Annotated in this window: 20 protein-coding genes; 16 read left to right on the forward strand and 4 right to left on the reverse strand. The window is 69.8% G+C overall.

The window, feature by feature from the left end; all coding sequences use genetic code 11:
- Positions 1–64: 64 nt before the first annotated feature.
- From D9V37_RS02960 to D9V37_RS20610, 3 genes are all read right to left on the reverse strand, one after another.
- A complete protein-coding gene (locus D9V37_RS02960; RefSeq protein WP_198412330.1) occupies positions 65–1,177 on the reverse strand; it encodes a sulfite oxidase in 1,113 nt (370 codons plus the stop codon).
- A gap of 95 nt (positions 1,178–1,272) precedes the next feature.
- Positions 1,273–1,707, reverse strand: a complete 435-nt coding sequence (locus tag D9V37_RS02965) for a hypothetical protein (protein WP_147455851.1) — start codon at positions 1,705–1,707, stop codon at positions 1,273–1,275.
- 94 nt (positions 1,708–1,801) lie between these two features.
- Positions 1,802–2,029, reverse strand: coding sequence for a hypothetical protein (locus D9V37_RS20610; RefSeq protein WP_232524704.1), 228 nt, complete (start codon positions 2,027–2,029; stop codon positions 1,802–1,804).
- Positions 2,030–2,157: 128 nt separating this feature from the next.
- Between D9V37_RS20610 and D9V37_RS02970 the strand changes: the two genes are divergently transcribed.
- The 5 genes from D9V37_RS02970 (at position 2,158) to D9V37_RS02990 (ending at position 5,423) form a co-directional block, all read left to right on the forward strand.
- Positions 2,158–2,394: a helix-turn-helix domain-containing protein gene (locus tag D9V37_RS02970; protein ID WP_121804594.1), complete on the forward strand. Its 237-nt coding sequence runs from the start codon at positions 2,158–2,160 to the stop codon at positions 2,392–2,394.
- 160 nt (positions 2,395–2,554) lie between these two features.
- Complete coding sequence (locus D9V37_RS02975) at positions 2,555–3,691, forward strand: glutathione-independent formaldehyde dehydrogenase (protein ID WP_121804595.1); 1,137 nt, start codon at positions 2,555–2,557, stop codon at positions 3,689–3,691.
- A gap of 146 nt (positions 3,692–3,837) precedes the next feature.
- Positions 3,838–4,443 (forward strand): class I SAM-dependent methyltransferase, encoded by a 606-nt coding sequence (locus D9V37_RS02980; RefSeq protein ID WP_158604363.1) that lies wholly within the window; start codon positions 3,838–3,840, stop codon positions 4,441–4,443.
- A gap of 29 nt (positions 4,444–4,472) precedes the next feature.
- Positions 4,473–4,736 (forward strand): hypothetical protein, encoded by a 264-nt coding sequence (locus D9V37_RS02985; protein WP_147455852.1) that lies wholly within the window; start codon positions 4,473–4,475, stop codon positions 4,734–4,736.
- Positions 4,737–4,799: 63 nt separating this feature from the next.
- Positions 4,800–5,423: a flavodoxin family protein gene (locus tag D9V37_RS02990; protein WP_121804949.1), complete on the forward strand. Its 624-nt coding sequence runs from the start codon at positions 4,800–4,802 to the stop codon at positions 5,421–5,423.
- A 45-nt stretch (positions 5,424–5,468) separates the two neighbouring features.
- Here D9V37_RS02990 and D9V37_RS20175 read toward each other — a convergent pair whose 3' ends face one another.
- A complete protein-coding gene (locus D9V37_RS20175; protein WP_158604364.1) occupies positions 5,469–5,633 on the reverse strand; it encodes a hypothetical protein in 165 nt (54 codons plus the stop codon).
- 1,399 nt (positions 5,634–7,032) lie between these two features.
- Between D9V37_RS20175 and D9V37_RS03005 the strand changes: the two genes are divergently transcribed.
- The 11 genes from D9V37_RS03005 (at position 7,033) to D9V37_RS03055 (ending at position 22,109) form a co-directional block, all read left to right on the forward strand.
- Positions 7,033–8,679 carry an AMP-binding protein gene (locus D9V37_RS03005; RefSeq protein WP_121804600.1) on the forward strand — a complete coding sequence of 549 codons (1,647 nt, stop codon included), beginning with the start codon at positions 7,033–7,035 and terminating at the stop codon, positions 8,677–8,679.
- Positions 8,680–8,720: 41 nt separating this feature from the next.
- Positions 8,721–10,319 carry an acyl-CoA carboxylase subunit beta gene (locus tag D9V37_RS03010; protein WP_121804601.1) on the forward strand — a complete coding sequence of 533 codons (1,599 nt, stop codon included), beginning with the start codon at positions 8,721–8,723 and terminating at the stop codon, positions 10,317–10,319.
- Positions 10,320–10,326: 7 nt separating this feature from the next.
- Complete coding sequence (locus D9V37_RS03015) at positions 10,327–12,300, forward strand: ATP-binding protein (protein ID WP_121804602.1); 1,974 nt, start codon at positions 10,327–10,329, stop codon at positions 12,298–12,300.
- Positions 12,293–13,054 (forward strand): enoyl-CoA hydratase/isomerase family protein, encoded by a 762-nt coding sequence (locus tag D9V37_RS03020; RefSeq protein WP_121804603.1) that lies wholly within the window; start codon positions 12,293–12,295, stop codon positions 13,052–13,054. The genes D9V37_RS03015 and D9V37_RS03020 overlap by 8 nt, the downstream gene beginning before the upstream one ends.
- Positions 13,039–13,848, forward strand: a complete 810-nt coding sequence (locus tag D9V37_RS03025; protein ID WP_121804604.1) for a TIGR03084 family metal-binding protein — start codon at positions 13,039–13,041, stop codon at positions 13,846–13,848. Before D9V37_RS03020 ends, D9V37_RS03025 begins: the two co-directional genes overlap by 16 nt.
- On the forward strand, positions 13,845–15,608 hold the full coding sequence (locus D9V37_RS03030) for an acyclic terpene utilization AtuA family protein (RefSeq protein WP_121804605.1): 1,764 nt from the start codon (positions 13,845–13,847) through the stop codon (positions 15,606–15,608). Before D9V37_RS03025 ends, D9V37_RS03030 begins: the two co-directional genes overlap by 4 nt.
- A 12-nt stretch (positions 15,609–15,620) precedes the next feature.
- On the forward strand, positions 15,621–16,775 hold the full coding sequence (locus D9V37_RS03035; RefSeq protein ID WP_121804606.1) for an acyl-CoA dehydrogenase family protein: 1,155 nt from the start codon (positions 15,621–15,623) through the stop codon (positions 16,773–16,775).
- Between the two features lie 14 nt (positions 16,776–16,789).
- Positions 16,790–18,391, forward strand: a complete 1,602-nt coding sequence (locus D9V37_RS03040; protein ID WP_121804607.1) for a long-chain-fatty-acid--CoA ligase — start codon at positions 16,790–16,792, stop codon at positions 18,389–18,391.
- Complete coding sequence (locus D9V37_RS03045; RefSeq protein WP_121804608.1) at positions 18,384–18,971, forward strand: TetR/AcrR family transcriptional regulator; 588 nt, start codon at positions 18,384–18,386, stop codon at positions 18,969–18,971. Before D9V37_RS03040 ends, D9V37_RS03045 begins: the two co-directional genes overlap by 8 nt.
- A 574-nt stretch (positions 18,972–19,545) precedes the next feature.
- Positions 19,546–20,532 (forward strand): substrate-binding domain-containing protein, encoded by a 987-nt coding sequence (locus D9V37_RS03050; RefSeq protein WP_121804609.1) that lies wholly within the window; start codon positions 19,546–19,548, stop codon positions 20,530–20,532.
- A 14-nt stretch (positions 20,533–20,546) separates the two neighbouring features.
- Positions 20,547–22,109, forward strand: a complete 1,563-nt coding sequence (locus tag D9V37_RS03055) for a sugar ABC transporter ATP-binding protein (protein ID WP_121804950.1) — start codon at positions 20,547–20,549, stop codon at positions 22,107–22,109.
- Positions 22,110–22,148 lie beyond the last annotated feature (39 nt).

Consider the following 22,148-nt stretch of genomic DNA (forward strand, 5'->3'; position numbering starts at 1 on the left):
GCCGCTGCCACGGCATCTGTTTGGCACCTATGTGGCATCACGACCAGCGAGAAGGCCGACGAGGTCAGGTTCCTCGCTCCTGGTCGACGTGGATCGTTTTGGTGGGCCAGGCCGTGTTTCCGTAGCCCTTGGGGTTCCACAGGCTCGCGGCTTCTTGGGGCTGTTGGGTTCCAGTGTCGTCCCATGCTCGCGCGACCAGAGTGCGGTTGCCGGGGTCGAGGTCGAGGTTGGTCCTCCAGTGCACCCAAGTCCAGGGCGATGGCTGTTCGTCGAGGAGGGCGTCGTGCCAGGTGGCGCCTTCGTCGGCGGAGACCTCGACGCGGACAACGCGACGGTGTTCGGGGGCGACGGCGTAGCCGGTGACGGCGACAGCACCTGCGGGTACCGAACCGTCGTCGGTGGGGGTGAGGATCTCGCTGTTGAGGGCCCACGGTCCGAGTGAGATGCCGTCACCCGGGCCTGCTTGGTCCGGATCGGCGCTGGGGGCCAGGATTCGATAGGCGGTGGCTTGGAAGTAGTTGTCCGACGGTGTCGTCTGCACGCTGATGCGGTCGATCCACTTGACGCTGCGCGCGCCGATGTAGGCGGGTGCGACGACGCGCACCGGGGCGCCGTGCACCCGTGGGAGATCTCGCCCGTTCATGCGCCAGGCCAGCAACACCTCAGTCTGCATGGCCTTGCTGAGGGGGATCGAGGAGCCGTAAGCCTGCGGTGGGGTCGCCAACTCAGACACGTCGGGCGCGCTGAAGTCGACGTGAAGATCCGCGGAGTCATCGGCGAGTCCGGCAGCTGCGAGGACGTCGACGAGTCGAGCGCCGGCCCAGACGGCGGTGCCGATGGCCCCGCCCTGCCAGGGATCTTCGCCAGGGATGTCGGCGACGGCGAGAAACCCCGCACGTCGGTTGCCGGCGCATTGCAGGGTCGCGACCACCTCGTGGATCTCGAACTGGGACTTCAGATCAGCCAGGCTCAGCTCGAGTGGAGTGTCGACCAGTCCGTCGACGACCAGGCGCCATTTGTCGTGGTCGATGGTGGGGATGGGGCCGTGATTGCGGCTGTAGAACGCATTGATGGGTGTCAGTGTGGATCGACCGAGAACCTTCGGTGTGGGTTCCGCGTTGAACGGCTCGTCTTCGTGGACGAGCATGTCGTCCCGCTTGTCCCACAGTCCGGGCACAACATCCCTCTCTGGTTGATTTGAACGCCGATGGTGTTGGCCCGCTGGCCCTGCGCTCTCTGGGAAAACCGGATAGACGCGTCGCCGTCCTGCAGTCACCTGCCCGCGATGATGATGCCGTACAGCGCATGGTCGAGGGCCAGCATCGCGCGGCCGACGATCTTCTCCTGGGGGTTCCGTACGCCGAGCGCTGGTGCCACGACCGCCTCGAAGCCGAGCCAGATGCCGATGCCGTAGGCGACTCCTGCAACCCTGGAGGACCGAATGGGCGTCGGCAACAGACCGCAGACCGCAGCGCCGGTTCCTCCGTATGCCCAGTGCACAGCCTCGGCGAACGCTGCGCGCTGGCCAGGAGACATCTGCGACAGCAGGCCCGGCACTGTCTGCTTGACCACCGTCTCCGGCGGTGTCTCCTCCATCAGGTCCAGGTTGCTGGTCAGACCGCGAGCACCCGACATCGCCATCGCTGCGAGGACGCCGCGCGCGAAGGCCCGACCGATCGGTTGGGGTTGTCTGTCTCGTGTCGACACGATGTGGTCCCTTCGCGAGTGGTTCGAGCGAGCTCACGCTCGTCCGGTACCCAGCCTGTTGTCACCGATCTGGGGTCTGTTGGGGTGAGCTCGTTCAATCGAGGGACACCGCACAGGATTGGCAGCGAAGTTCGGGGCGAACGTCCTCCCAATTGTGGCCTGCTAACTCGCGCCAGTGCAGGCGGTGGAGCGACAGGCCGCACAGGCTATGCGTGTCGCCTCCGAGATATGCGTGGGTGAAGCGACCCTCGGCAATCAGCTGCTCACCCGCTGGACTCTGGAGTGAAATCAGGGTGTCGGCGGCGAGGTAACGCACTTCCATGACACCTTCTCAGCGACTCGACTGGCCATCTGGCGTCTCACCACGCACAGCCATGACGTGGTGAGACGACCAGATACGGCGCGACAGCGCATCCGAGAGAGGCGCCCAAGCAGCTCACGGGCGCACAGATGGCCACAGCCATTGAGCGAGTACACGGTGGCGAGATCGTCCACTCAGCACCACCCGCCTACGACGGCAAGCCAGGCGACGACCGTCGATGGCCCGGTCAAGACTCCGGCCTGAGCGAACGACCTTCAGAGATTCTTGCGCTGATCTCCCACGACTTGAGCAACAAGGAGATCGCGCAGTCATTGTTCCTCGGCCAGAACACCGTCAAGACCTACATCCGAAGCCTCTACCAATAGACCGGCGTCTCCAGCCGAACCCAAGCACTGTTGTGGGCGCTAGACCACGGATTTGAGCGACGGCGCTCCCCTCGCAGCGACTGAACAGCCCCACGGGTGGGTTTCTGACTCCGCCTCTCGGCTACCGGATACATACGAGAACACTCAATGAGGAGGACGTATGCGCGCAGTGGTCTATCGGGGCACGAAGAAAATCGCCGTCGAGGAGGTTCCCGACGCGAGCATCCAGGAGGCGACCGACGCCGTCATCCGCATCACCACCACGAACATCTGCGGGTCGGACCTGCACATGTACGAGGGTCGTGCTGGTGTGGAAGAGGGCAAGATCCTCGGCCACGAGAACATGGGGATCGTCGAGGAGGTCGGCGCCGGGGTGACCCGGGTGAAGAAGGGCGACCGGGTCTCGGTGCCGTTCAACATCGCGTGCGGCACGTGTCGTTCGTGCAACCAGGGCTGGACGTCGTTCTGCGAGCGGGTCAACCCGGTCGAGGGCATGCAGGGGTCGGCCTACGGCTACGCCAACATGGGCCCCTACGACGGCGGCCAGGCCGAATACCTGCGCGTGCCGTATGCGGACTTCAACCTGCTCGAGCTGCCTGAGGGCACCGAGCACGAGAACGACTTCACGATGCTCTCCGACATCTTCCCCACCGGCTGGCACGGGGTCGTGCTTTCCGGCTTCCAACCCGGTGACCGGGTGGCGGTGTTCGGTGCCGGCCCGGTCGGCCTCATGGCCGCCCACAGTGCGCGGATCATGGGGGCCAGCGACGTGTTCGTAGTCGACCAGCACTCCGACCGGCTCGACCTGGTCAAGCAGCTGGACTGCATGCCGATCGACTTCTCCGCCGGTGACCCGGTCGAGCAGATCATGGACGCCACGCAGGGTCTGGGCACCGACGTCGGTGTCGAGGCGGTGGGCTGGCAGGCCCACGACCCCAGCGGCGACGAGCACCCCGAGATGGTGCTCGACAACCTGGTCCAGGTCGTCAAGGTGCACGGCGGCATCGGCGTCGTCGGCGTCTACGTGCCGGAGGACCCGGGCGCCGGCAGCGACCTGGCCAAGGAGGGTCGGATTGCCTGGCGCTACGGGGACTTCTTCACCAGGGGTCAACGCATGGGTACCGGGCAGGCCCCGGTGAAGCGGTACAACCGCCAGCTGCGGGACCTGATCATCCAGGGCACGGCCAAGCCGTCGTTCCTGGTCTCCCACGAGATCGGGCTGGACGAGGCACCGACCGGCTACAAGAACTTCGACGAGCGCGACAACGGCTGGACCAAGGTGCTGCTCAAGCCGTGAGCGAGGCCGAGTCCGAGGAGTTCGGGACGACCGCGACCTGGGCGGCGGACTCAATCGAACGGCTCGGGCCGGTCCACGCGTTGCCGGCGGCCTGTCAGGGGAGCGGGTCGCCGGAGGCGTTGCACTGGTTGTGCCAGGAGCTCGCATTGCAACCAGGGAGGCGACTGCTCGACGTCGGCGCCGGGATCGGGGGTCCGGCGGCCTACGCCCGCGAGGAGACCGGGGTCGAGGTCGACCTCGTGGACCCGATGCCGCAGGCCTGCGCTGCCGCCGAGCGGATCTTCGGGCTGCCGGCTCTGGTCGGCGATGCCGGCAAGCTGCCGTTGGACGACCGCGGCCACGACGCCGCGTGGTCGCTGGGAGTGCTGTGCACCCTCTCCGACCAGCCGGCCGCGTTGGCCGAGCTGGCGCGCGTCGTGCGATCCGGCGGCGGCATCGGGCTCCTGGTTTTCGTGCGGCTCGCGCAGCGGCAGCGGGTGCATATGCCGGACAACGACTTCCCTGCCTGGCGCGAGCTCCGCGACATGCTGGACGACGCCCGGCTGGACCTCGTGCACGAGCACCGGCTGAAGGACTTCGGCGCACCCGACGCCGGCTGGACCGCACGGGCGGACCGGGTGCACGACGACGTCCGCCGGCACCACCTGCGCGACCCGCGCTGGCAGCGGGCCGAGCGCCAGCGCAAGGCTGTCGAAACCTTCGTCGACGAGGGTCTCGTCGAGGGCGTCGTCCTCACCTGCCGCGTCCGGTGACGCTCAGGCCGACCTCTAGCGTCACGGACATGCACGACGTCATCCACTGGGTCCTCGACTTCATCGGCGTCCATAACGGCGAGGACCGGTTCTCCACCCGCATGTATAACTTCTGGTCCGGCTTTGGCGGCAACATCAGCGTCCTGGCGCTCGGCGGCACGATCTTCGGGGTCTACCGTCACAACGCGAAGCTCCTGCTGCGCCTCAACCCGCTGCGGCACCGAGGCCACCGCAGGGACGAGACAGACCCCGACCAGACAGAGCCCGACACGACAGAGCCCGACCACAGCTGACCGTGCGCTGCGCTCACCCGACCGGGTGCGGTTGCATCGGCGGTGGTCGGTCACGGGGTGGACATGACCGACCTCTCCGTCCTCGTTCTCAACTGCACGCTGAAGCCGAGCCCGGCTCCGTCGAGCAGCGACAAGCTGTCGGGGCAGCTGGTCGATGCGATGAAGGACGTGGCACAGCAGGCCGGCCACACCGTCGCCGCCGAGACGGTGCGCGTGGTGGACCACGACGTGCACCCGGGCGTCGAGGCCGACATGGGGGACGGCGACCAGTGGCCGCAGATCCGCTCCAAGATCCTCGCCGCAGACGTTCTCGTCCTGGCGACGCCCACGTGGATGGGCCAGCAGTCCAGCGTGTGCCAGCGGGTGCTCGAGCGGCTCGACGCCGAGGTCGCCGAGACCGACGAGGCCGGCCGCCCGATCCTGTACGGCAAGGTCGCGGCGGTCACCGTGGTCGGCAACGAGGACGGTGCCCACCACATCAGCGCCGTTGCCTTCCAGTGCCTCAACGACGTCGGCTTCACCATCGCCGCCCAGGCCGCGACGTACTGGAACGGCGAGGCCATGAACTCGACCGACTACAACGACCTCGACGAGACCCCCGAGGCCGTGGCCTCGACCACCAAGGGGGTGGCGACCAACACCGTGCACCTGGCCGCCGCGCTCGCTGCGTCCAACTACCCCGCCTAGAGAGGTCTCGCCGCTGAGCGTCGTTCAGCGGCCTGTCGAACGCCCCTAATGCAAGGCGGCCGCAGTGAATTCCACCGCTGCACGCTCGAACTCGCTCGCGTGGGAGAGCATCGCGTGCTTGCCGCCATCGACCGTCACTTCCTCGACCTCGATGTGACGATGCAGCCGCTGCGCCACGGTGTTGGCGGCGCCGGCGTGCGATGAGGTCATGCGAACCATAAGCACTTCGCGCCCCGGATGGTCGACGGCGTTCGAAGACCTTGATCAACGAGCAGGCCATGCAGTTGCTCGCCTAGGAGATTATTGTCCTCACTCACAACGACGCGCTGCTTAAGGTGGAACTCGGCTGGCACCCGCGGGGCGAGGACCTGTTGTGGCGCTCGGACCTGCAGGAGACCAATCGCGGCCATAGCGGTCAGCTGAACCTGCGGTATCGCGCGGCGTGCAAGGCTCGGCGTCGAGACCAGCTCATCGGGCACTCACTGCCGACACGACGTCTTACCGGCGGCTGCGCTACGCGTTGTGGACGTTGCTAGAGAGTTGATGCCGAGCCATGCTCACGATCGGAAAATGCATCCGATCACCTTGGACGGAGGGGTGCCGGCGCGGCTGGCTCAATCTAGTGCGAGTGAGACACGAGCCGCGTCCGCGGCCAAGGGGGAATGATCGTCACCCAGGCGAGGTCGCGTCCTTTGCGGCGGGGTGACGCATCCCGGAACCGCGGTATCTCGGCCGATCCGGGCGGTTATAGGCAGCCGAACGAACTACGAACGCTTGTTGCCCGAGGATTTGAGCGGGGGCCGAAAATGGGCCAGGTATTGCCAGCCAGAAGTGAGCACCACCGGGCTACAGTGAGCATTGTCAGAGCGCGTTATCGCAAGCGCTATCAGCAGGAATGCGCTGGATCTGGCAATGATGAGCAACAGAGGGTAGACGGCTGACCTCATCCAGAGGTCGCAGGTTCAAATCCTGCCCCCGCTACGAACTGAGAGGCCCGGACCATCAGGTCCGGGCCTCTTGACGCGTGTTGGTGTCGTTCGAGCACCGGTCTTTCCGACCAGGAAGATGAATCCGGCCAGATCCGACCCTGGCGGTTCCCTGGGACGAACGCCGGCGTGCCGGAGTCAACGTGCCATCGCGACCGTGCCCGGTCACATGACGAAGGCGGCCCCGTCCCCTCGGGGCCGTAGGTGACGCTCGTCGACATCGGCCCAGAATCAGCGGCGACTCCGCGAATCGAGAGTCGAGGATGGCGGCCGGGCCAACGTATCCGGCGACTTCGCCGCCTTCGCCACGGCGGCGATCCGCAAGGACCTCCTGCCGGGTCGGGTGCTGTTGGCCGTCGGCTAGCTCGATCTCGCGTGCACTCGAGACGAGGAACGCGATCCGCGGCATCCAGGGATTCGACCCCAGAACAGACCTTGGCAGGAGTAGTTCTCGACGGCTCGACGGCTCGACGGCTCGACGGCTCGACGGCTCGTCGTGCAGATGGGGCGCGAGTCGCGACTGAAGACGAGGCGGGCTTCTATCGTTGCGTAGTGAATGGTGATTCACTAACCTCGTGACAGCGGTCACGCAAGGGAGCGGGCCGGTCACGTCGGGAGTGCGGATGAGCGAGCAGACCTTCGACGTCGCGTCCCTGTTCGACCGACGCGCCGACCGTCGGTGGGAGCGGGTCTGCGGGGCCGACCTGGTCGAGCGCAACACGTGGAGCGCACCTGACAAGGAGGCGCTCGTCGGGTGGTCCGGCGCGTACGGCGAGGACCGGTTCGAGCGGCTCACCTACCGACAGCTCGACGAGCTCGCGAACCAGGTCGGCCACGGCCTGCGAGCCGCGGGCGTCGGGCGCGGTGACCGGGTCGTCGCCGTCGGTGAGAACTCGGTCGAGGGCTTCGTGCTCCGGCTCGGCGTCGCCAAGATCGGCGCCGTCGTCGCCTACCTCAACCCGGCGCTCGCGCCCGACGTCGTCGAGCACCTGCTCGAGCGCTACGACCCGCGGTTCGCCGTTGTCGACGCCGAGCTGTGGGACCGGGTCGCGGCGCCCTTCGCTGCCCGAGGCCTGAGCCTCGACGTCACGATCGAGATCGGTGGAGGCGTCGTCGCGGGCAGCATCGGGTTCGGCGCCTTCGTCGACGCGCAGCCGACCGACGAGCCCGAGGCGACCGTCCACGGCGACGACATCTGGGAGATCCAGAGCACGTCGGGCACCACCGCGATGCCGAAGGGCGTGATGCTCTCGCACAGCAGCGCCACGATGGTCGCGCACGGCTTCGCGCTCACCTTGACCCGCGGCGTCCCGATCGAGAACGACGTGCGGCTGGTCGCCTTCCTGCCGATGCTCTACCACATCGGCAGCCAGATCTTCGGGCTCTCCGTCTTCGCCTGCGGAGGCACCCTGGTGCTGGGCCGCAGGCCTGATGTCGAGGCGGTCGCCGACGCGATCGAGCGGGAGCGGGCGACCGCGCTGTGGGGCGGCGCGCCCGCGATGTACGGCGCCGTGCTGGCCGCCAACCGGGCTCGTCGGCGTGACATGTCGAGCCTGCGGATCGGTGTCTTCGGCTGGGCCGCGCTGCGCACCGATGTGCTCGAGGGGCTGCGCGAGTTCGCGCCGCACCTGAGCCCGGTCGGGATCTTCGGGCAGACCGAGGCGATCGCCTGCCATCGCTGGTGGATCGACGCCCACGAGGAGCTCTGGCGCGAGACCTCGCCCGGGCTCAACTACGTCGGCGTGCCCAGCCCGCTGCTCGCCTCGCAGATCGTCGACGCCCTCGGCGAGCCGCTCGACGGGCAGGCCGGCGTCACCGGCGAGGCCGTCTACCGCTCGCCGGTGATGACGGCCGGCTACTACCAGGACGAGGCCGCCACGCGCGAGGCGTTCCGGGGCGGCTGGTTCCACTCCGGCGACTCCTGCGTGTACGACGAACGCGGGATGCGGATCATGGTCGACCGCTTCAAGGACATCGTGAAGTCCGGCGGTGAGAACGTCTCCAGCATCCGGGTCGAGGGCTGCCTCGGTCAGCACCCTGGCGTCGCCAAGGTGGCCGTGATCGGCGTGCCCGACGACCGCTGGGGCGAGGCGGTCACCGCGGTCGTCGTACCTGAGGGCGACGGCGTCTTTGAGGCCGACCTGATCGCCTTCGCCCGCGAGCGCCTGGCCGGTTTCGAGACCCCGAAGCAGGTGGTCTTCGTCGACGCGCTGCCGGAGACCGTCGGCGGCAAGGTCCTCAAGTACCGGCTGCGCGAGCAGTACCGCTAGTCACTGGCCGTTCACTCGTCCGCCCACCACAGGAAGGCCCGATGCAGGTCCTCACCAGCCGGCACGACCCGGCCAGCGACATCTCCCGCAGCAACCGCGCGGGCAACCTCGAGCGGATCGCCGACCTCGACGAGCAGCACCGGCTCGCCCGGGCCGGCGGCGGCGAGCGGTACGTCGAGCGGCACCGGAAGCGCGGCCGCCTCCTCGCCCGCGAGCGGATCGAGCTGCTGCTCGACCGCGACGCGCCGTTCCTCGAGCTCGGCACCGTCGCCGCGTGGGGCACGGAGTACACCGTCGGCGCCAGCGTCGTCACGGGCATCGGGGTGGTCAGCGGCACCGAGTGCGTGATCGTGGCCCACGACCCGACGGTCCGCGGAGGGGCGTCCAACCCGTACACCTGGCAGAAGGTGCTGCGCGCGATGACGATCGCCCGCGAGAACCGGCTGCCGACGATCAGCCTCGTCGAGTCCGGCGGCGGCGACCTCGAGCGCCAGGTCGAGCTCTTCGTCCCGGCCGGCCGGCTCTTCCACGAGCTGTCGGCGCTGTCCGCGGCCGGCGTACCGACCATCGCGCTGGTCTTCGGCAACTCGACCGCCGGTGGCGCCTACGTGCCCGGCATGTGCGACTACGCGGTGATGGTGCAGCAGCAGGCGAAGGTGTTCCTCGGCGGTCCGCCGCTGGTCAAGATGGCGACCGGCGAGGACGCCGACGACGAGTCCCTCGGCGGCGCCGACATGCACGCGCGTACCTCGGGCCTGGCCGACTACCTCGCCCGCGACGAGCACGAGTGCCTGTCCATCGGGCGCGGCATCGTCGAGCACCTGAACTGGCGCAAGCGCGGTCCCGGTGCCACCGAGTCGCCCGACGATCCCCGGTACGACGCCGAGGAGCTGCTCGAGATCGCCTCGGTCGACCTCAAGGTGCCCTTCGACCCCCGCGAGGTGCTCGCCCGCACCGTCGACGGCTCGCGCTTCGAGGAGTACAAGCCGCTCTACGGCACCGCCCTGGTCACCGGTTGGGCGTCGATCCACGGCTTCCCGGTCGGCGTTCTCGCCAACGCCCGCGGTGTCCTGCTCAACGAGGAGGCCAAGAAGGGCGCGGAGTTCATCATGCTCTGCAACCAGACCGACACCCCGCTGGTGTTCCTGCAGAACACGACCGGCTTCATGGTCGGCACGCAGTACGAGCAGAACGGGATGATCAAGGACGGCTCGAAGATGATCAACGCCGTCACGAACAGCCGCGTCCCGCACCTGACGATCAACATGGCCGCCTCGTACGGTGCCGGCAACTACGGCATGTCGGGACGCTCCTACGACCCCCGGCTGCTCTTCACCTGGCCCGGCTCGAAGACCGCGATCATGGGTCCCGAGCAGCTCGCCGGCGTGATGTCGATCGTGGCCCGTCAGGCTGCCGCGTCGGCCGGTCGACCCTTCGACGAGGAGGCCGACGCCGTCCGCACCCGGACGCTGACCGAGAAGGTCGAGGCCGAGTCGCTCGCGCTGTACATGAGCGGCCAGGGCTACGACGACGGGATCATCGACCCCCGCGACACCCGGGCCGTGCTCGGGATGGGCCTGTCGATGTGCCACAACGACGAGATCAGCGGAACCCGCGGCTTCGCGGTCTTCCGCATGTGAGGCAGCGATGATCACCAAGCTCCTGGTCGCGAACCGAGGCGAGATCGCCCGTCGCGTCTTCCGCACCTGCCGCGACCTCGGTGTTGCGACGGTCGCCGTCTACTCCGACGCCGACACCGAGGCGCCGTTCGTCCGCGAGGCAGACGAGGCCGTCCCGCTCGGCGGGCAGACGCCGGGCGAGTCCTACCTGCGCGCCGACCTGGTCGTCGCGGCGGCGCTGCGGGTCGGGGCCGACGCGGTCCACCCCGGCTACGGCTTCCTGTCCGAGAACGCCGACTTCGCGCGGGCCTGCGCCGACGCCGGGCTGACCTTCGTCGGACCGGGCGTCGAGGCGATCGAGCTCATGGGCTCGAAGCTCACCGCGCGCTCGATCATGGAGGACGCCGGGGTGCCGGTGCTCCCCGGGCGCGACCTCACCGGCGTGGACGACGCGAAGGTGTGCGGCCTGGCCGAGGAGGTCGGCTGGCCGATCCTGGTCAAGGCGTCGTTCGGCGGTGGCGGGCGTGGCATGCGCGTCGTCCGCGAGGAGGCCGACCTGCTCGAGGCCATCGCGTCCGCGCGGCGCGAGGCCGGCTCGGCATTCGGCAACGACACCGTCTTCCTCGAGCACTACGTCGACGAGCCCCGCCACGTCGAGATCCAGATCTTCGGCGACATCCACGGCACCGTCGTCCACCTCAACGAGCGCGACTGCTCGATCCAGCGCCGCCACCAGAAGGTGGTGGAGGAGAGCCCGTCGCCGGCCGTGACCCCGGAGCTGCGCGAGACGATGGGCGCCGCAGCAGTCGAGGCCGGCCGTGCCCTCGGGTACGTCGGCGCCGGGACCGTCGAGTTCCTGCTCGCCCCCGACGGCCGGTTCTTCTTCCTCGAGGTCAACACCCGGCTGCAGGTCGAGCACCCGGTGACCGAGATGGTCACCGGTCTCGACCTGGTCCGCCTTCAGCTCGAGGTGGCCTCCGGCCTGCCGCTGCCGCCCGAGGCGCAGGCGCCGACCATCACCGGCCATGCCGTCGAGGTGCGGCTCTACGCCGAGGACCCGGCGCACGAGTTCCTGCCCGCCGCCGGGACCCTCGAGGAGTTCACCGTCCCGCTCGGGCCCGGGGTCCGGCTCGACGGCGGCGTCGAGACCGGCGACGTGGTGTCGACGAACTACGACCCGATGCTGGCCAAGGTGATCGCCCACGGCGCGACCCGCGAGGAGGCGGTCGCCCGGCTGGTCCGCGCGCTCCGCAACGCCCGGGTGCACGGGGTCACGACGAACCGCTCGCTGCTCGTCGGCATCCTCGAGCACCCCGACTTCGCGGCGTCGAGGGTCGACACCCACTTCTTCGACCGAGTTCCGCCCGAGACGCTCCTCCAAGACGTCCCGCCCGACCGGGCCGCCGCCGCTTCCCTGGCGGCCGCCCTCTCGGCGCAGGCGGGGGAGCGGGCCGCGACGCGGGTGCTGGCCACGATCCCGTCCGGCTTCCGGACGAACCCGTCCGACCTGCAGCGCCGTGCCTACCTGCACGGAGCGACCAAGGTCGAGGTCGGCTACGCGCTCGGACGCGCCCCGGTCTTCGAGGTCGACGGCGACGAGATCGACGTCCGCGTGCTGTCGGTGTCGCCGGTGGCGGCCGACCTCGTCGTGGCCGGTGTACGACGCCGCTACGACGTGCGGCTCGGCGCTCGCGCGACGTACGTCGACTGGCCGGGCGGCTCGCTCGAGCTCAAGCCGGTCCCGCGCTTCCCGGACCCCGACGACCTCGCCGAGCCCGGCTCGCTGCTCGCCCCGATGCCCGGCACCGTCGTCCGCGTGACCGTCGCGGCGGGCGACACCGTGAGCGCCGGCCAGACCGTGCTGGTGATCGAGGCGATGAAGATGGAGCACGCGATCACCGCCGACACCGACGGCGTCGTCGGCGACCTGCCCGTGACCGTCGGCCAGGCGGTCGACAACGGACAGGTGCTGATCGTGATCGAGGAGACCGTCGGTGAGTGAGCTCCTCTACGAGGTCCGCGACGGCGCCGCGTGGATCACGATCAACCGGCCCGAGGCCCGCAACGCCCTCAACACCGCCGTCCGCGAGGGCCTCAAGGACGCCTTCGAGCGCGCCGAGGCCGACCCCGCCGTCTCGGTCGTCGTGCTGACCGGCGCCGGGGACAAGGCGTTCTGCGCCGGCGGCGACCTCAAGGAGATGGCGTCGGCCTCGCTGACGATCCCGCCGCCCGACTACGTGCCCCAACCCAACCGCACGCTGCCGATGACGAAGCCGGTCGTGGCCGCGGTCAACGGCGGCGCCTTCGGCGGCGGGTTCCTGCTCGCCCAGTCGGCCGACCTCGTCGTCGCGGCCGAGCACGCGAAGCTCGGCATCTCCGAGATCAAGATCGGCCGAGGTGCACCGTGGGCGGCGCCCCTGCCCTGGCTGGTCCCGCCGCGGATCGCGATGCAGATGCTGGTCACCGGCGAGCCGTTGACCGCGCAGCGCGCCTACGAGGTCGGGCTGGTCAACGAGGTCGTCCCGGCCGACGAGCTGCTCAGCCGCACCGAGGCGCTCGTCGCGGCGATCGTCGCCTGCGCCCCCCTCTCGGTCCGGGCCGGCAAGGCCACCGTGTACGCCGCGGCGCAGCACGGTCGTGACGCGGCCTTCGACGCCGCCGAGCAGATCTGGGAGCCGGTCTACCTGAGCGAGGACGCCCAGGAGGGACCGCGGGCGTTCGCCGAGAAGAGGAGGCCGGTGTGGCAGGGCCGCTGATCGCCGATCTCGTCCACGACCTGTCCGAGGAGTCCTACGACCTCGTAGGGATCCTCACCGACGCCGCCGACTGCGCGTGGGCCGTCCCGACCCCCGCGGTCGGCTGGACCGTCCACGACCAGGTCGCCCATCTCGCGCACTTCGACTGGGTGACCCGGATGGCGGTCACGGAGCCGGCGTACTTCGTCCGGCTGCGCGACGGGCTGCACGACCTGCAGACGTACGTCGACTCGATCGGCCCCGCCAACGCCTCGCGCGACGGCGTCGACATGCTCCGCTGGTGGACCACCGAGCGGGGCGCCCTCCAGAGCGCCTTCCTCGACGCCGACCCCACCGAGCGGGTGCCGTGGTTCGGCCCGGCCATGAGCCTGGCCTCGAAGGTGACCGCACGGATCATGGAGACCTGGGCGCACGGGCAGGACGTCGCCGACGCCCTCGGCGTCACGCGGACACCCACCGACCGGCTGCGCCACGTCGCCCGGATCGGGGTGCTCGCGATGCCGAACAGCTTCCGCACCCACGGCCGGGACGCCCCGCAGACGCCCGTCCGCGTCGAGCTCCGGGCGCCGTCCGGGGACACCTGGGCGTGGGGGCCCGACGACGCTGCCGACGCGGTGGTCGGCGACGCCCTCGACTTCTGCCGGGTGGTCACCCAGCGCCGGCATGTCGCCGACACCGCACTCGCGGTGAGCGGGCGCACGGCGCAGGCCTGGATCGAGGTCGCGCAAGCATTCGCGGGCCCGCCCGGTGCGGGACGCAGCCCCGGCCAGTTCCCAGCGAGGGAGAACGCATGAGTGCGCGTCCCGTCCGGATCGCCAACGCGGCCGGCTTCTACGGCGACCGTTTCGACGCGGTGAAGGAGATGGTCGAGGGCGGACCGATCGACGTCCTGACCGGCGACTACCTTGCCGAGCTCACCATGCTGATCCTGTGGAAGGCCCGGCAGAAGAACCCTGCGCTCGGTTACGCCACGACGTTCCTCGGCCAGCTCGAGCAGGTGCTCGGCACCTGTCTCGACCGCGGGATCAAGGTGGTCACCAACGCCGGCGGGCTCAACCCCGGTGGTCTCGCCGACGAGGTTCGGACGCTGTCGCAGCGGCTGGGGCTTCAGGCGAAGGTCGCGCACGTGAGCGGTGACGACCTCCTCGACCGGATCCCCGACCTGGTCGCGCAGGGCGAGCACCTGGCCCACCTCGACACCGGTCGCAAGCTCGACGAGGCCGGGATCGAGCCGGTCTCGGCCAACGCCTACCTCGGCGGGTTCGGGATCACCTGGGCGCTCGACGCCGGTGCCGACGTCGTCGTCTGCCCGAGGGTGACCGACGCGGCGCTCGTCGTCGGACCGGCCGCCTGGTGGCACGGCTGGGGACCGGATGACCTCGACCAGCTGGCCGGGGCGGTCGCGGCCGGGCACGTGATCGAGTGCGGGCCGCAGGCGTGCGGCGGCAACTACTCGTGGCTCGACGAGATCACCGACCGCCGCTACCCCGGCTTCCCGATCGCCGAGGTCGCGGCCGACGGCTCGAGCGTGATCACCAAGCACGAGGGGACGGGCGGGTTGGTGTCGCCGGGCACGGTCACCGCGCAGCTGCTCTACGAGATCGCCGAGCCGGCGTACGCCAACCCCGACGTCGTCGCGCACTTCGACACCGTCGAGCTCACCCAGGAGGCGCCGCACCGGGTGCGGATCTCCGGCACCCGCGGCGCCCCGCCGCCCGACCGGCTCAAGGTCGCGCTCAACCACGTCGGTGGCTACCGCAACTCGATGACGATGGTCGTCACCGGCCTCGACGTCGAGGAGAAGGTCGACTGGGCGCTCGACGAGCTGTTCACCGCGCTCGGCGGTCGCGAGCAGTTCGACGACGTGGACGTGCGGCTGACCCGGTTCGACCGCGAGGACGCCGGCACCGAGGAGCTCGCCGGCGCCCAGCTGACCGTGTCGGTGAAGGACCGCGACCGCACCAAGGTCGGGCGCCGGTTCTCCAACGCGACGATGGGCCTCTTCCTCGGCGGGTACGCCGGGTTCCACGCGACCACGCCGCCGTCGGGGGAGAAGGAGTTCGGCGTCTACTGGCCGGCCACCGTCCCCGCGTCGTACGTCGAGCACATCGTGGTCCTGCCCGACGGCAGCACCGAGACGGTGCCGCACCCGGCGCCGGCGTCCGCGCCCGTCGTCCGCGCTCGGGAGGTGGACCTGCCGCCGGTCCCGACCGGCCCGACCACCCGCGCACCGCTCGGTCGGGTGGCGGCCGCGCGCAGCGGCGACAAGGGCGGCAACGCCAACGTCGGGCTCTGGACGCGCGACCCCGCAGCGTACGCGTGGCTACGTGGGGCGCTCACCGTCGAGACGTTCCGCGAGCTGCTGCCGGAGGCCGACGGCCTCGAGGTACGTCGCTTCGAGCTGGCCAACCTCTGGGCGCTCAACTTCGTCGTCGTCGGCCTGCTCGGCGAGGGCGTCGCGTCCTCCACCCGTCCCGATCCGCAGGGCAAGGCGGTCGGCGAGTACGTCCGCAGCCGCCTGCTCGACATCCCCACGTCCCTGCTCACCCCTTGACCGGAGAGTCCCATGGAGTTCAGCACCAACCCCGACCACGAGGCGCTGCGCAAGGCCGTCGCCGACATCTGCGACGGCTTCGGCCCGCAGTGGTACGTCGAGCACGCCGAGCGGCGCGAGCCCACGACGCAGCTGTGGGAGACGCTCGGCAAGCACGGTTACATCGGGATCAACATCCCCGAGGAGCACGGCGGGGGCGGGGCCGGGCTGACCGAGCTCGCCATCGTCGTCGAGGAGTCGGCCGCTCGCGGGACACCGCTGCTCCTCCTGCTGGTCGCCTCCGCGATCTCGGCCGAGGTGATCGCGACGTACGGCTCGGACGAGCAGAAGGCGCACTGGCTGCCCCGGCTGGCCGACGGCAGCGGCAAGGTCGTCTTCGCGATCACCGAGCCCGACGCCGGGTCCAACTCGCACCAGCTCTCGACGACCGCCAGCAAGGACGGCGACCAGTGGGTTCTCACCGGCCAGAAGTACTACATCTCCGGCGTCGACGAGGCCGACGCGATCCTCGTCGTCGCGCGCACCGGCACCGACGAGGCGACCGGCCGCGGACGGCTCTCCCTGTTCATCGTCGACACGGACGCGCCCGGTCTGGAGAAGACGCCACTCCCTGTTTCGGTGACGCTGCCGGACAAGCAGTTCACGCTGCACTTCGACGACGTCCGGCTGCCGGCGGACCGGCTGGTCGGCACCGAGGGCGACGGGCTGCGTCAGGTGTTCCGGGGGCTCAACCCGGAGCGGATCACGGGTGCCGCGCTGTGCGTCGGGATCGGTCGGCACGTGCTCGCGCAGGCCTCGGCGTACGCGAACACCCGTGAGGTGTGGGGCACCCCGATCGGCACCCACCAGGGCGTCTCGCACGCGCTCGCGAAGGCGAAGATCGAGGTCGAGCTCGCCGCCTTGATGACCGCGCGTGCCGCCTGGCTGCACGATCAGGGGATGCCCGCCGGCGAGGCGTCCAACATGGCCAAGTACGCCGCAGCCGAGGCCGCGCTCGCCGCCACCGACGCCGCGATCCAGACCCACGGCGGCAACGGCCTGGCCACCGAGTACGGCCTGCTGCCCTACTGGGGTCTCGCCCGGCTGCTCCGGATCGCGCCGGTCAACCGCGAGATGGTCCTCAACTTCGTCGCCCAGAACTCGCTCGGCCTGCCCCGTTCGTACTGATCACGGAGATCGTCATGGAACCAGCCGTCCTCGCCGACAACCTGATCCACCGGGTCAACGTCGGCGACAGCCTGACCCGCACCGCGCGCCGGCGGCCCGACAACGTCGCGGTCGTCGACGGCGACCGGAGCTGGACGTACGCCGAGCTCGACGCGTGGGTGAACCGGGTCGCGCACGCCCTCGCGCGCGACGGCTACACCCGCGGCGACGCCTTCGCCCTGGCGTCGGGGAACAGCGCCGAGTTCCTCGCCGTCTACTACGCCTGTGCCAAGCTCGGCGTCGTCTGCGTGCCGATGAACCTCGGCTGGCGCGAGAAGGAGATCGGCTACGTCCTCGACCACTCCGAGGCGAAGGGGCTCGCGGTCGAGGCCCAGCTCGCGGCCGCGATGGCGCCCGCGGTCCGGGGCACGGCGGCGGTCCGCGACGTCGTGGTCCTGCCCGGCCTCGGCGGCGAGGACGCCGACTTCGGCGACGCCACGGTCCGCACCCTCGACGCGCTGCTCGACCACGCGGACGACGGCCCGGTCGAGGTGTACGTCGAGGACCGCGACGCCCTGACCTTCCTCTACACGTCGGGCACCACGTCGTTCCCGAAGGGCGTCGTCGGCAACCACACGGCGATCTACCTCGAGTCGATGATGATGTGCCTCGAGGCCCAGTTCGTCGACGACGACGTGTTCGTCGCGATGATGCCGATGTTCCACACGGCGCAGATCAACTGTCACTGCACGAGCGCCGTCATCGTCGGCGCGACGATCCGCGTCGAGCGGGCGTTCGACCCGGGCCGGCTGCTCGCGACGATCGAGGAGCACCGGGTCACCCAGATCTTCGGGCTGCCGATGATGTATCGCGCGATGCTCGACCACCCGGCGATGGAGCAGGCCGACGTGAGCTCGCTGCGCCGGGCCCTCTATGCGATGGCGCCGATGCCCGAGGCACTCGTCAAGCGCTGCGTCGAGCGCTTCGACTGCGGCTTCTACCTGCTGTTCGGGCAGACCGAGATGAGCCCGACGACCACGCTGTTCCGCCCCGAGCACCAGCTCAGCCACAACGGCGCGGCCGGCACCCCGGTGGTCAACGTCGAGGTCGCGATCATGGACGACGAGGGCCGGCTGCTGCCGCAGGGCGAGCAGGGCCACATCGTCTACCGCGGGCCGCAGACGATGACGGCGTACCTGAAGAACCCGGAGGCGACGGCCGAGGCGTTCGCGCACGGCTGGTTCCACTCCGGCGACGTCGGGGTGTTCGACGCCGACGGGCTGCTGTGGTTCAAGGACCGCAGCAAGGACGTGATCAAGACCGGTGGCGAGAACGTCGCCTCGATCGAGGTCGAGAAGGCGGTCTACGCCGCCAGCCCGGACGTCGCCGAGGTGGTCGTCGTCGGGCTGCCGCACGAGCACTGGACCGAGGCGATCACCGCCTTCGTCGTCCCGGTGGCGGGGGCGAGCATCGACGAGGCAGCTCTCATCGCCGAGGTCAAGGGGATCATCGACCCCTACAAGGCACCCAAGGCGGTCGTGCTGGTCGACGCCCTGCCGAAGACCTCGACCGGCAAGATCCAGAAGAACGTCGTGAGGGACGAGCACGCGCTCCACTACGGTGGGGACGATGCCTGACGGTGCTCCCCGCGTCCGCGACCCCGCACGCAAGGAGAAGATCCTCGCCGCGGCGGCGTTCCTGATCGCGCGCAACGGCTACCACTCGGTGTCGATGGCCGACATCGGTCGCGAGGCGGGCATCGTCGGCTCCGGCATCTACCGGCACTTCGACGGCAAGGCCGCGATCCTGGTCGCGATCTTCGACCAGGTCATCGACGACCTGCTCACCGACGAGCAGCGGATCGTCGAGTCGCAGCCCGACCTGGTGCGCGCGCTCGACCTGCTGATCGACGGCCAGGTCGAGTTCGTCGTGGGCACCCGCGCGATCGCGCAGGTCTACCACAACGAGATCGCCAACCTGCCCGACGAGGACCGCAGCCGGCTGCGCCGCAAGCAGCGCCTCTACGTCGAGGACTGGGTGCACGTGGTCCGCGCGCTTCGGCCCGACCTCGACGACGTCGAGGCGCGGACGCTGGTGCACGCGGCGATCAGCGCGATCCAGTCGACGCTCTTCCACCATGCCGGGCTGGACGAGGAGCGCCTACACCGAACCCTCGCTGCGTCTGCTCGTCGAATCCTGCTCGCTCCTGTGGACTGAGCCGACATCCGCAAGCACCCGGTGAGGGACGAGCCGCGTCACCATGGGTTTGGGACCCTCGAAGGGGGCGTTCGAGTACAGCTTCCGAGGTGTGCTGCTGAAGCGGTCGGACGAGCTCATCGCGCACCGCGGTTCCCGGGCCCTCACCTCGCGGCACCGGACGACGAGTGGCCGGGCCCGGTGCGGCGACCGTCAGTCGCGGCCTGTCGAGAGTGCGCGCTCGCAGGTGCGTCTGCAATCGTCGGACAGGTCGAGTGCTCGCAGTCCTGAGCGCGACGCCAGGTAGCTGAACGGGACGGGCCGTCTGAGAGCGCCTCGATCGACCGACCGATCCGTCGGCGAGCAGCTGCGCGCCTCCGACCTGCATGTTCAGCGCCTTGGTGACGGGCTGATCGGCCGGCAGGCCGGCGTCGTCGGCCCGCTCCGGGGCCCGCGCTGAGGCCTCGGTCACAAATGACCGGCGGGTACGTCTTGACTCGCTGTGACGACGCACACATGATGAGCGCATGCCCATTAGGGCAGTGAATATATATCCGCAGACGCCGACCGAGCGGCGCCTTCCGAGGAGAACCAGATGACCCGCACCCAGGCCTTCCGGGCCGCCACCGCTCTCGCGACCGTCGCTCTCGCGGCCTCCGCGCTGTCCGCCTGCGGCGCCGGCGGCGCCGGCTCCGGGGGCAAGAAGGTCATCGGTGTGGCCGTCGCCGACCAGAAGTCGCTCTTCTACGTAGCCGAGGTGGCGGGCATCAAGGCCGAGGCGAAGAAGCGGGGCTACAAGATCAAGCTGGTCTCGGCCAACAACGACTCCAACCTGCAGATCAAGCAGGTCAACGACCTCATCACCCAGCAGGTGGGCTCGCTGATCTTCACCTCGCAGGACTCCACCGCCGCGGCCGCCGGCGTGAAGGCCGCCAATGCCGCCGACATCCCGGTGATCGCGGTCGACCAGCGCCCGGAGAACGGCCAGGGCAAGCTCGCCACCTACATCGCCACCGACAGCGTCAAGGCGGCCGACCAGCTGTGCACCTGGATGTTCTCCCAGATCGGCGGCTCCGGTGACATCGCGATCCTGCACGGGGTGCTCGGCTCCACCGCGGAGATCCAGCGGACCCAGGGGTGCAAGGACGCGCTGGCCAAGAACAAGAACATCAAGGTCGTCGCGCAGGAGACCGCCAACTGGGACGAGACCGAGGCCTACAAGGCCACCCAGAACATCCTCACCGCGCACCCCGAGATCAAGGCCGTGTTCGCCGAGAGCGACGCGATGGGCCTGGGTGCGGCCAAGGCGGCCAAGGCAGCCAACAAGCAGATCGTCTCGGTCGGAATCGACGGCTTCCCGACGATGTTCGACGGCATCAGCCAGGGGCTGACCCAGGCCACGATGGCCCAGCAGCCTTACAAGATGGGCAAGATCGCGGTCGACAACGCCATCTCCTTGATGACCGGCAAGGGCAGCGTGCCGAAGCTGCAGTACCAGAACACGGTGCTCATCAACAAGGACACGGTCGGCAACTACAAGGCCACGCAGTTCTACGGCCCGAACGCCAACTCGTTCAAGTGACGCCGGGCGCGACGATGACTGCGCGAGGCGACCACCGCCGCGACGGTGCGGGCCTGGTCTGCCAGGACCTGGTCAAGGCCTTCAGCGGCGTGACCGTGCTCAAGGGCGTCAGCTTCGAGGTGCGACCGGGCAGCGTGGTGGGCCTGATCGGTGAGAACGGCGCTGGGAAGTCCACGCTGAGCTCGCTGATCACCGGGGTGCTGCCGCCGACGTCGGGCACGATGCGGCTCGACGGCCAGCCCTACGCGCCGGCCTCACCGTCGGAGGCGCTGGCCAAGGGCGTCGTGCTCATCCACCAGGAGATCCGGCTCCTGCCCGAGCTCTCGGTGGCCGAGAACATCTTCCTCGGCCGGCTGCCGCAGCGCGGAGGCCGCATCGACCGGGCGCGGATGAACCGCGAGGCCACCGAGGTGCTCGGCTCCCTCGGCGTCGACCTCGACCCGCGCCGCGTGGTGGGCGGGCTGTCGATGGCGCGCCAGCAGGAGATCGAGATCGCCAAGGCCATCAGCCGCAACCCCGAGTTCGTCATCTTCGACGAGCCGTCGGCCTCGCTCGGGGAGACCGAGACCGAGCACGTGCTCGAGCGCATCCGCACCCTGCGCGAGCGGGGTACGGGCGTCGTCTACATCAGCCACCGCCTCGACGAGGTGCTCGACGTCGCCGACCACGTCGTGTGCCTGCGCGACGGCCACCAGGTCGGCAGCTGGACCCGGGGCGACGTGACGCGGCAGGACCTGGTCAACGCAATGGTCGGGCGCGAGTTCACCTACGAGCACGTCGCACCGCGACCCAGCCGCGCCGAGACGGTGCTGGAGGTCGAGGACCTCGGCCGCACGGGCGTCTTCGAGCACATCGACTTCACGGTGAGCGCCGGAGAGGTGCTCGGCATCGCCGGGCTGGTCGGCGCCGGGCGCACCGAGGTGGTACGCGCGATCGCCGGCGTCGACAAGCACGAGACCGGCCGGGTCGTCATCGGCGGCCGCCCGCTCAAGGGCGGGCGCCCCAGCGAGGCCATCAAGGCCGGCATCGTCATGGTCCCCGAGGACCGCAAGAGCCAGGGCCTCCACCTGGACCGCTCGGCCGAGGAGAACGTCGTGCTGCCGTGGGAGCGCGACCTGGCCGGCGGCGGGCTGATGACCCGCAAGCTGATCCGCCGGGTCGGCACCCAGCAGCGCGAGCGGCTCGACATCCGCGGCCGGATGGCGCTGCCCGTGAAGTCGATGTCGGGCGGCAACCAGCAGAAGGTCCTCATCGCCAAGTGGCTGGTCAAGGACCCCAAGGTGCTCATCGTCGACGAGCCCACCCGGGGCGTCGACGTCGGCGCCAAGATGGCGATCTACGAGATCATCCGCTCCCTGGCCGCCGAGGGCATGGCCGTCATCGTCGTCTCCTCCGAGCTGGAGGAGGTGCTCGGCCTGGCCCACCGGGTGCTCGTCATGGCCGGCGGCCGCCAGCAGGGCGTGCTCACCCGCGACGAGGCCACCCCCGAACGCGTGATGGAGCTGGCCGTCCCGGGCGGCGCCACGAGCGAGTCCTTCGGCCACGACGAGTCGCTCGCAGCGACGGCAGAGAGGTAGCGATGTCCACCACCAACCCGGCTCCCCAGCACGACTCGA

This window comes from Nocardioides mangrovicus (genome assembly GCF_003674065.1).
GTDB classification, from domain to species: Bacteria; Actinomycetota; Actinomycetes; order Propionibacteriales; family Nocardioidaceae; genus Marmoricola; species Marmoricola mangrovicus.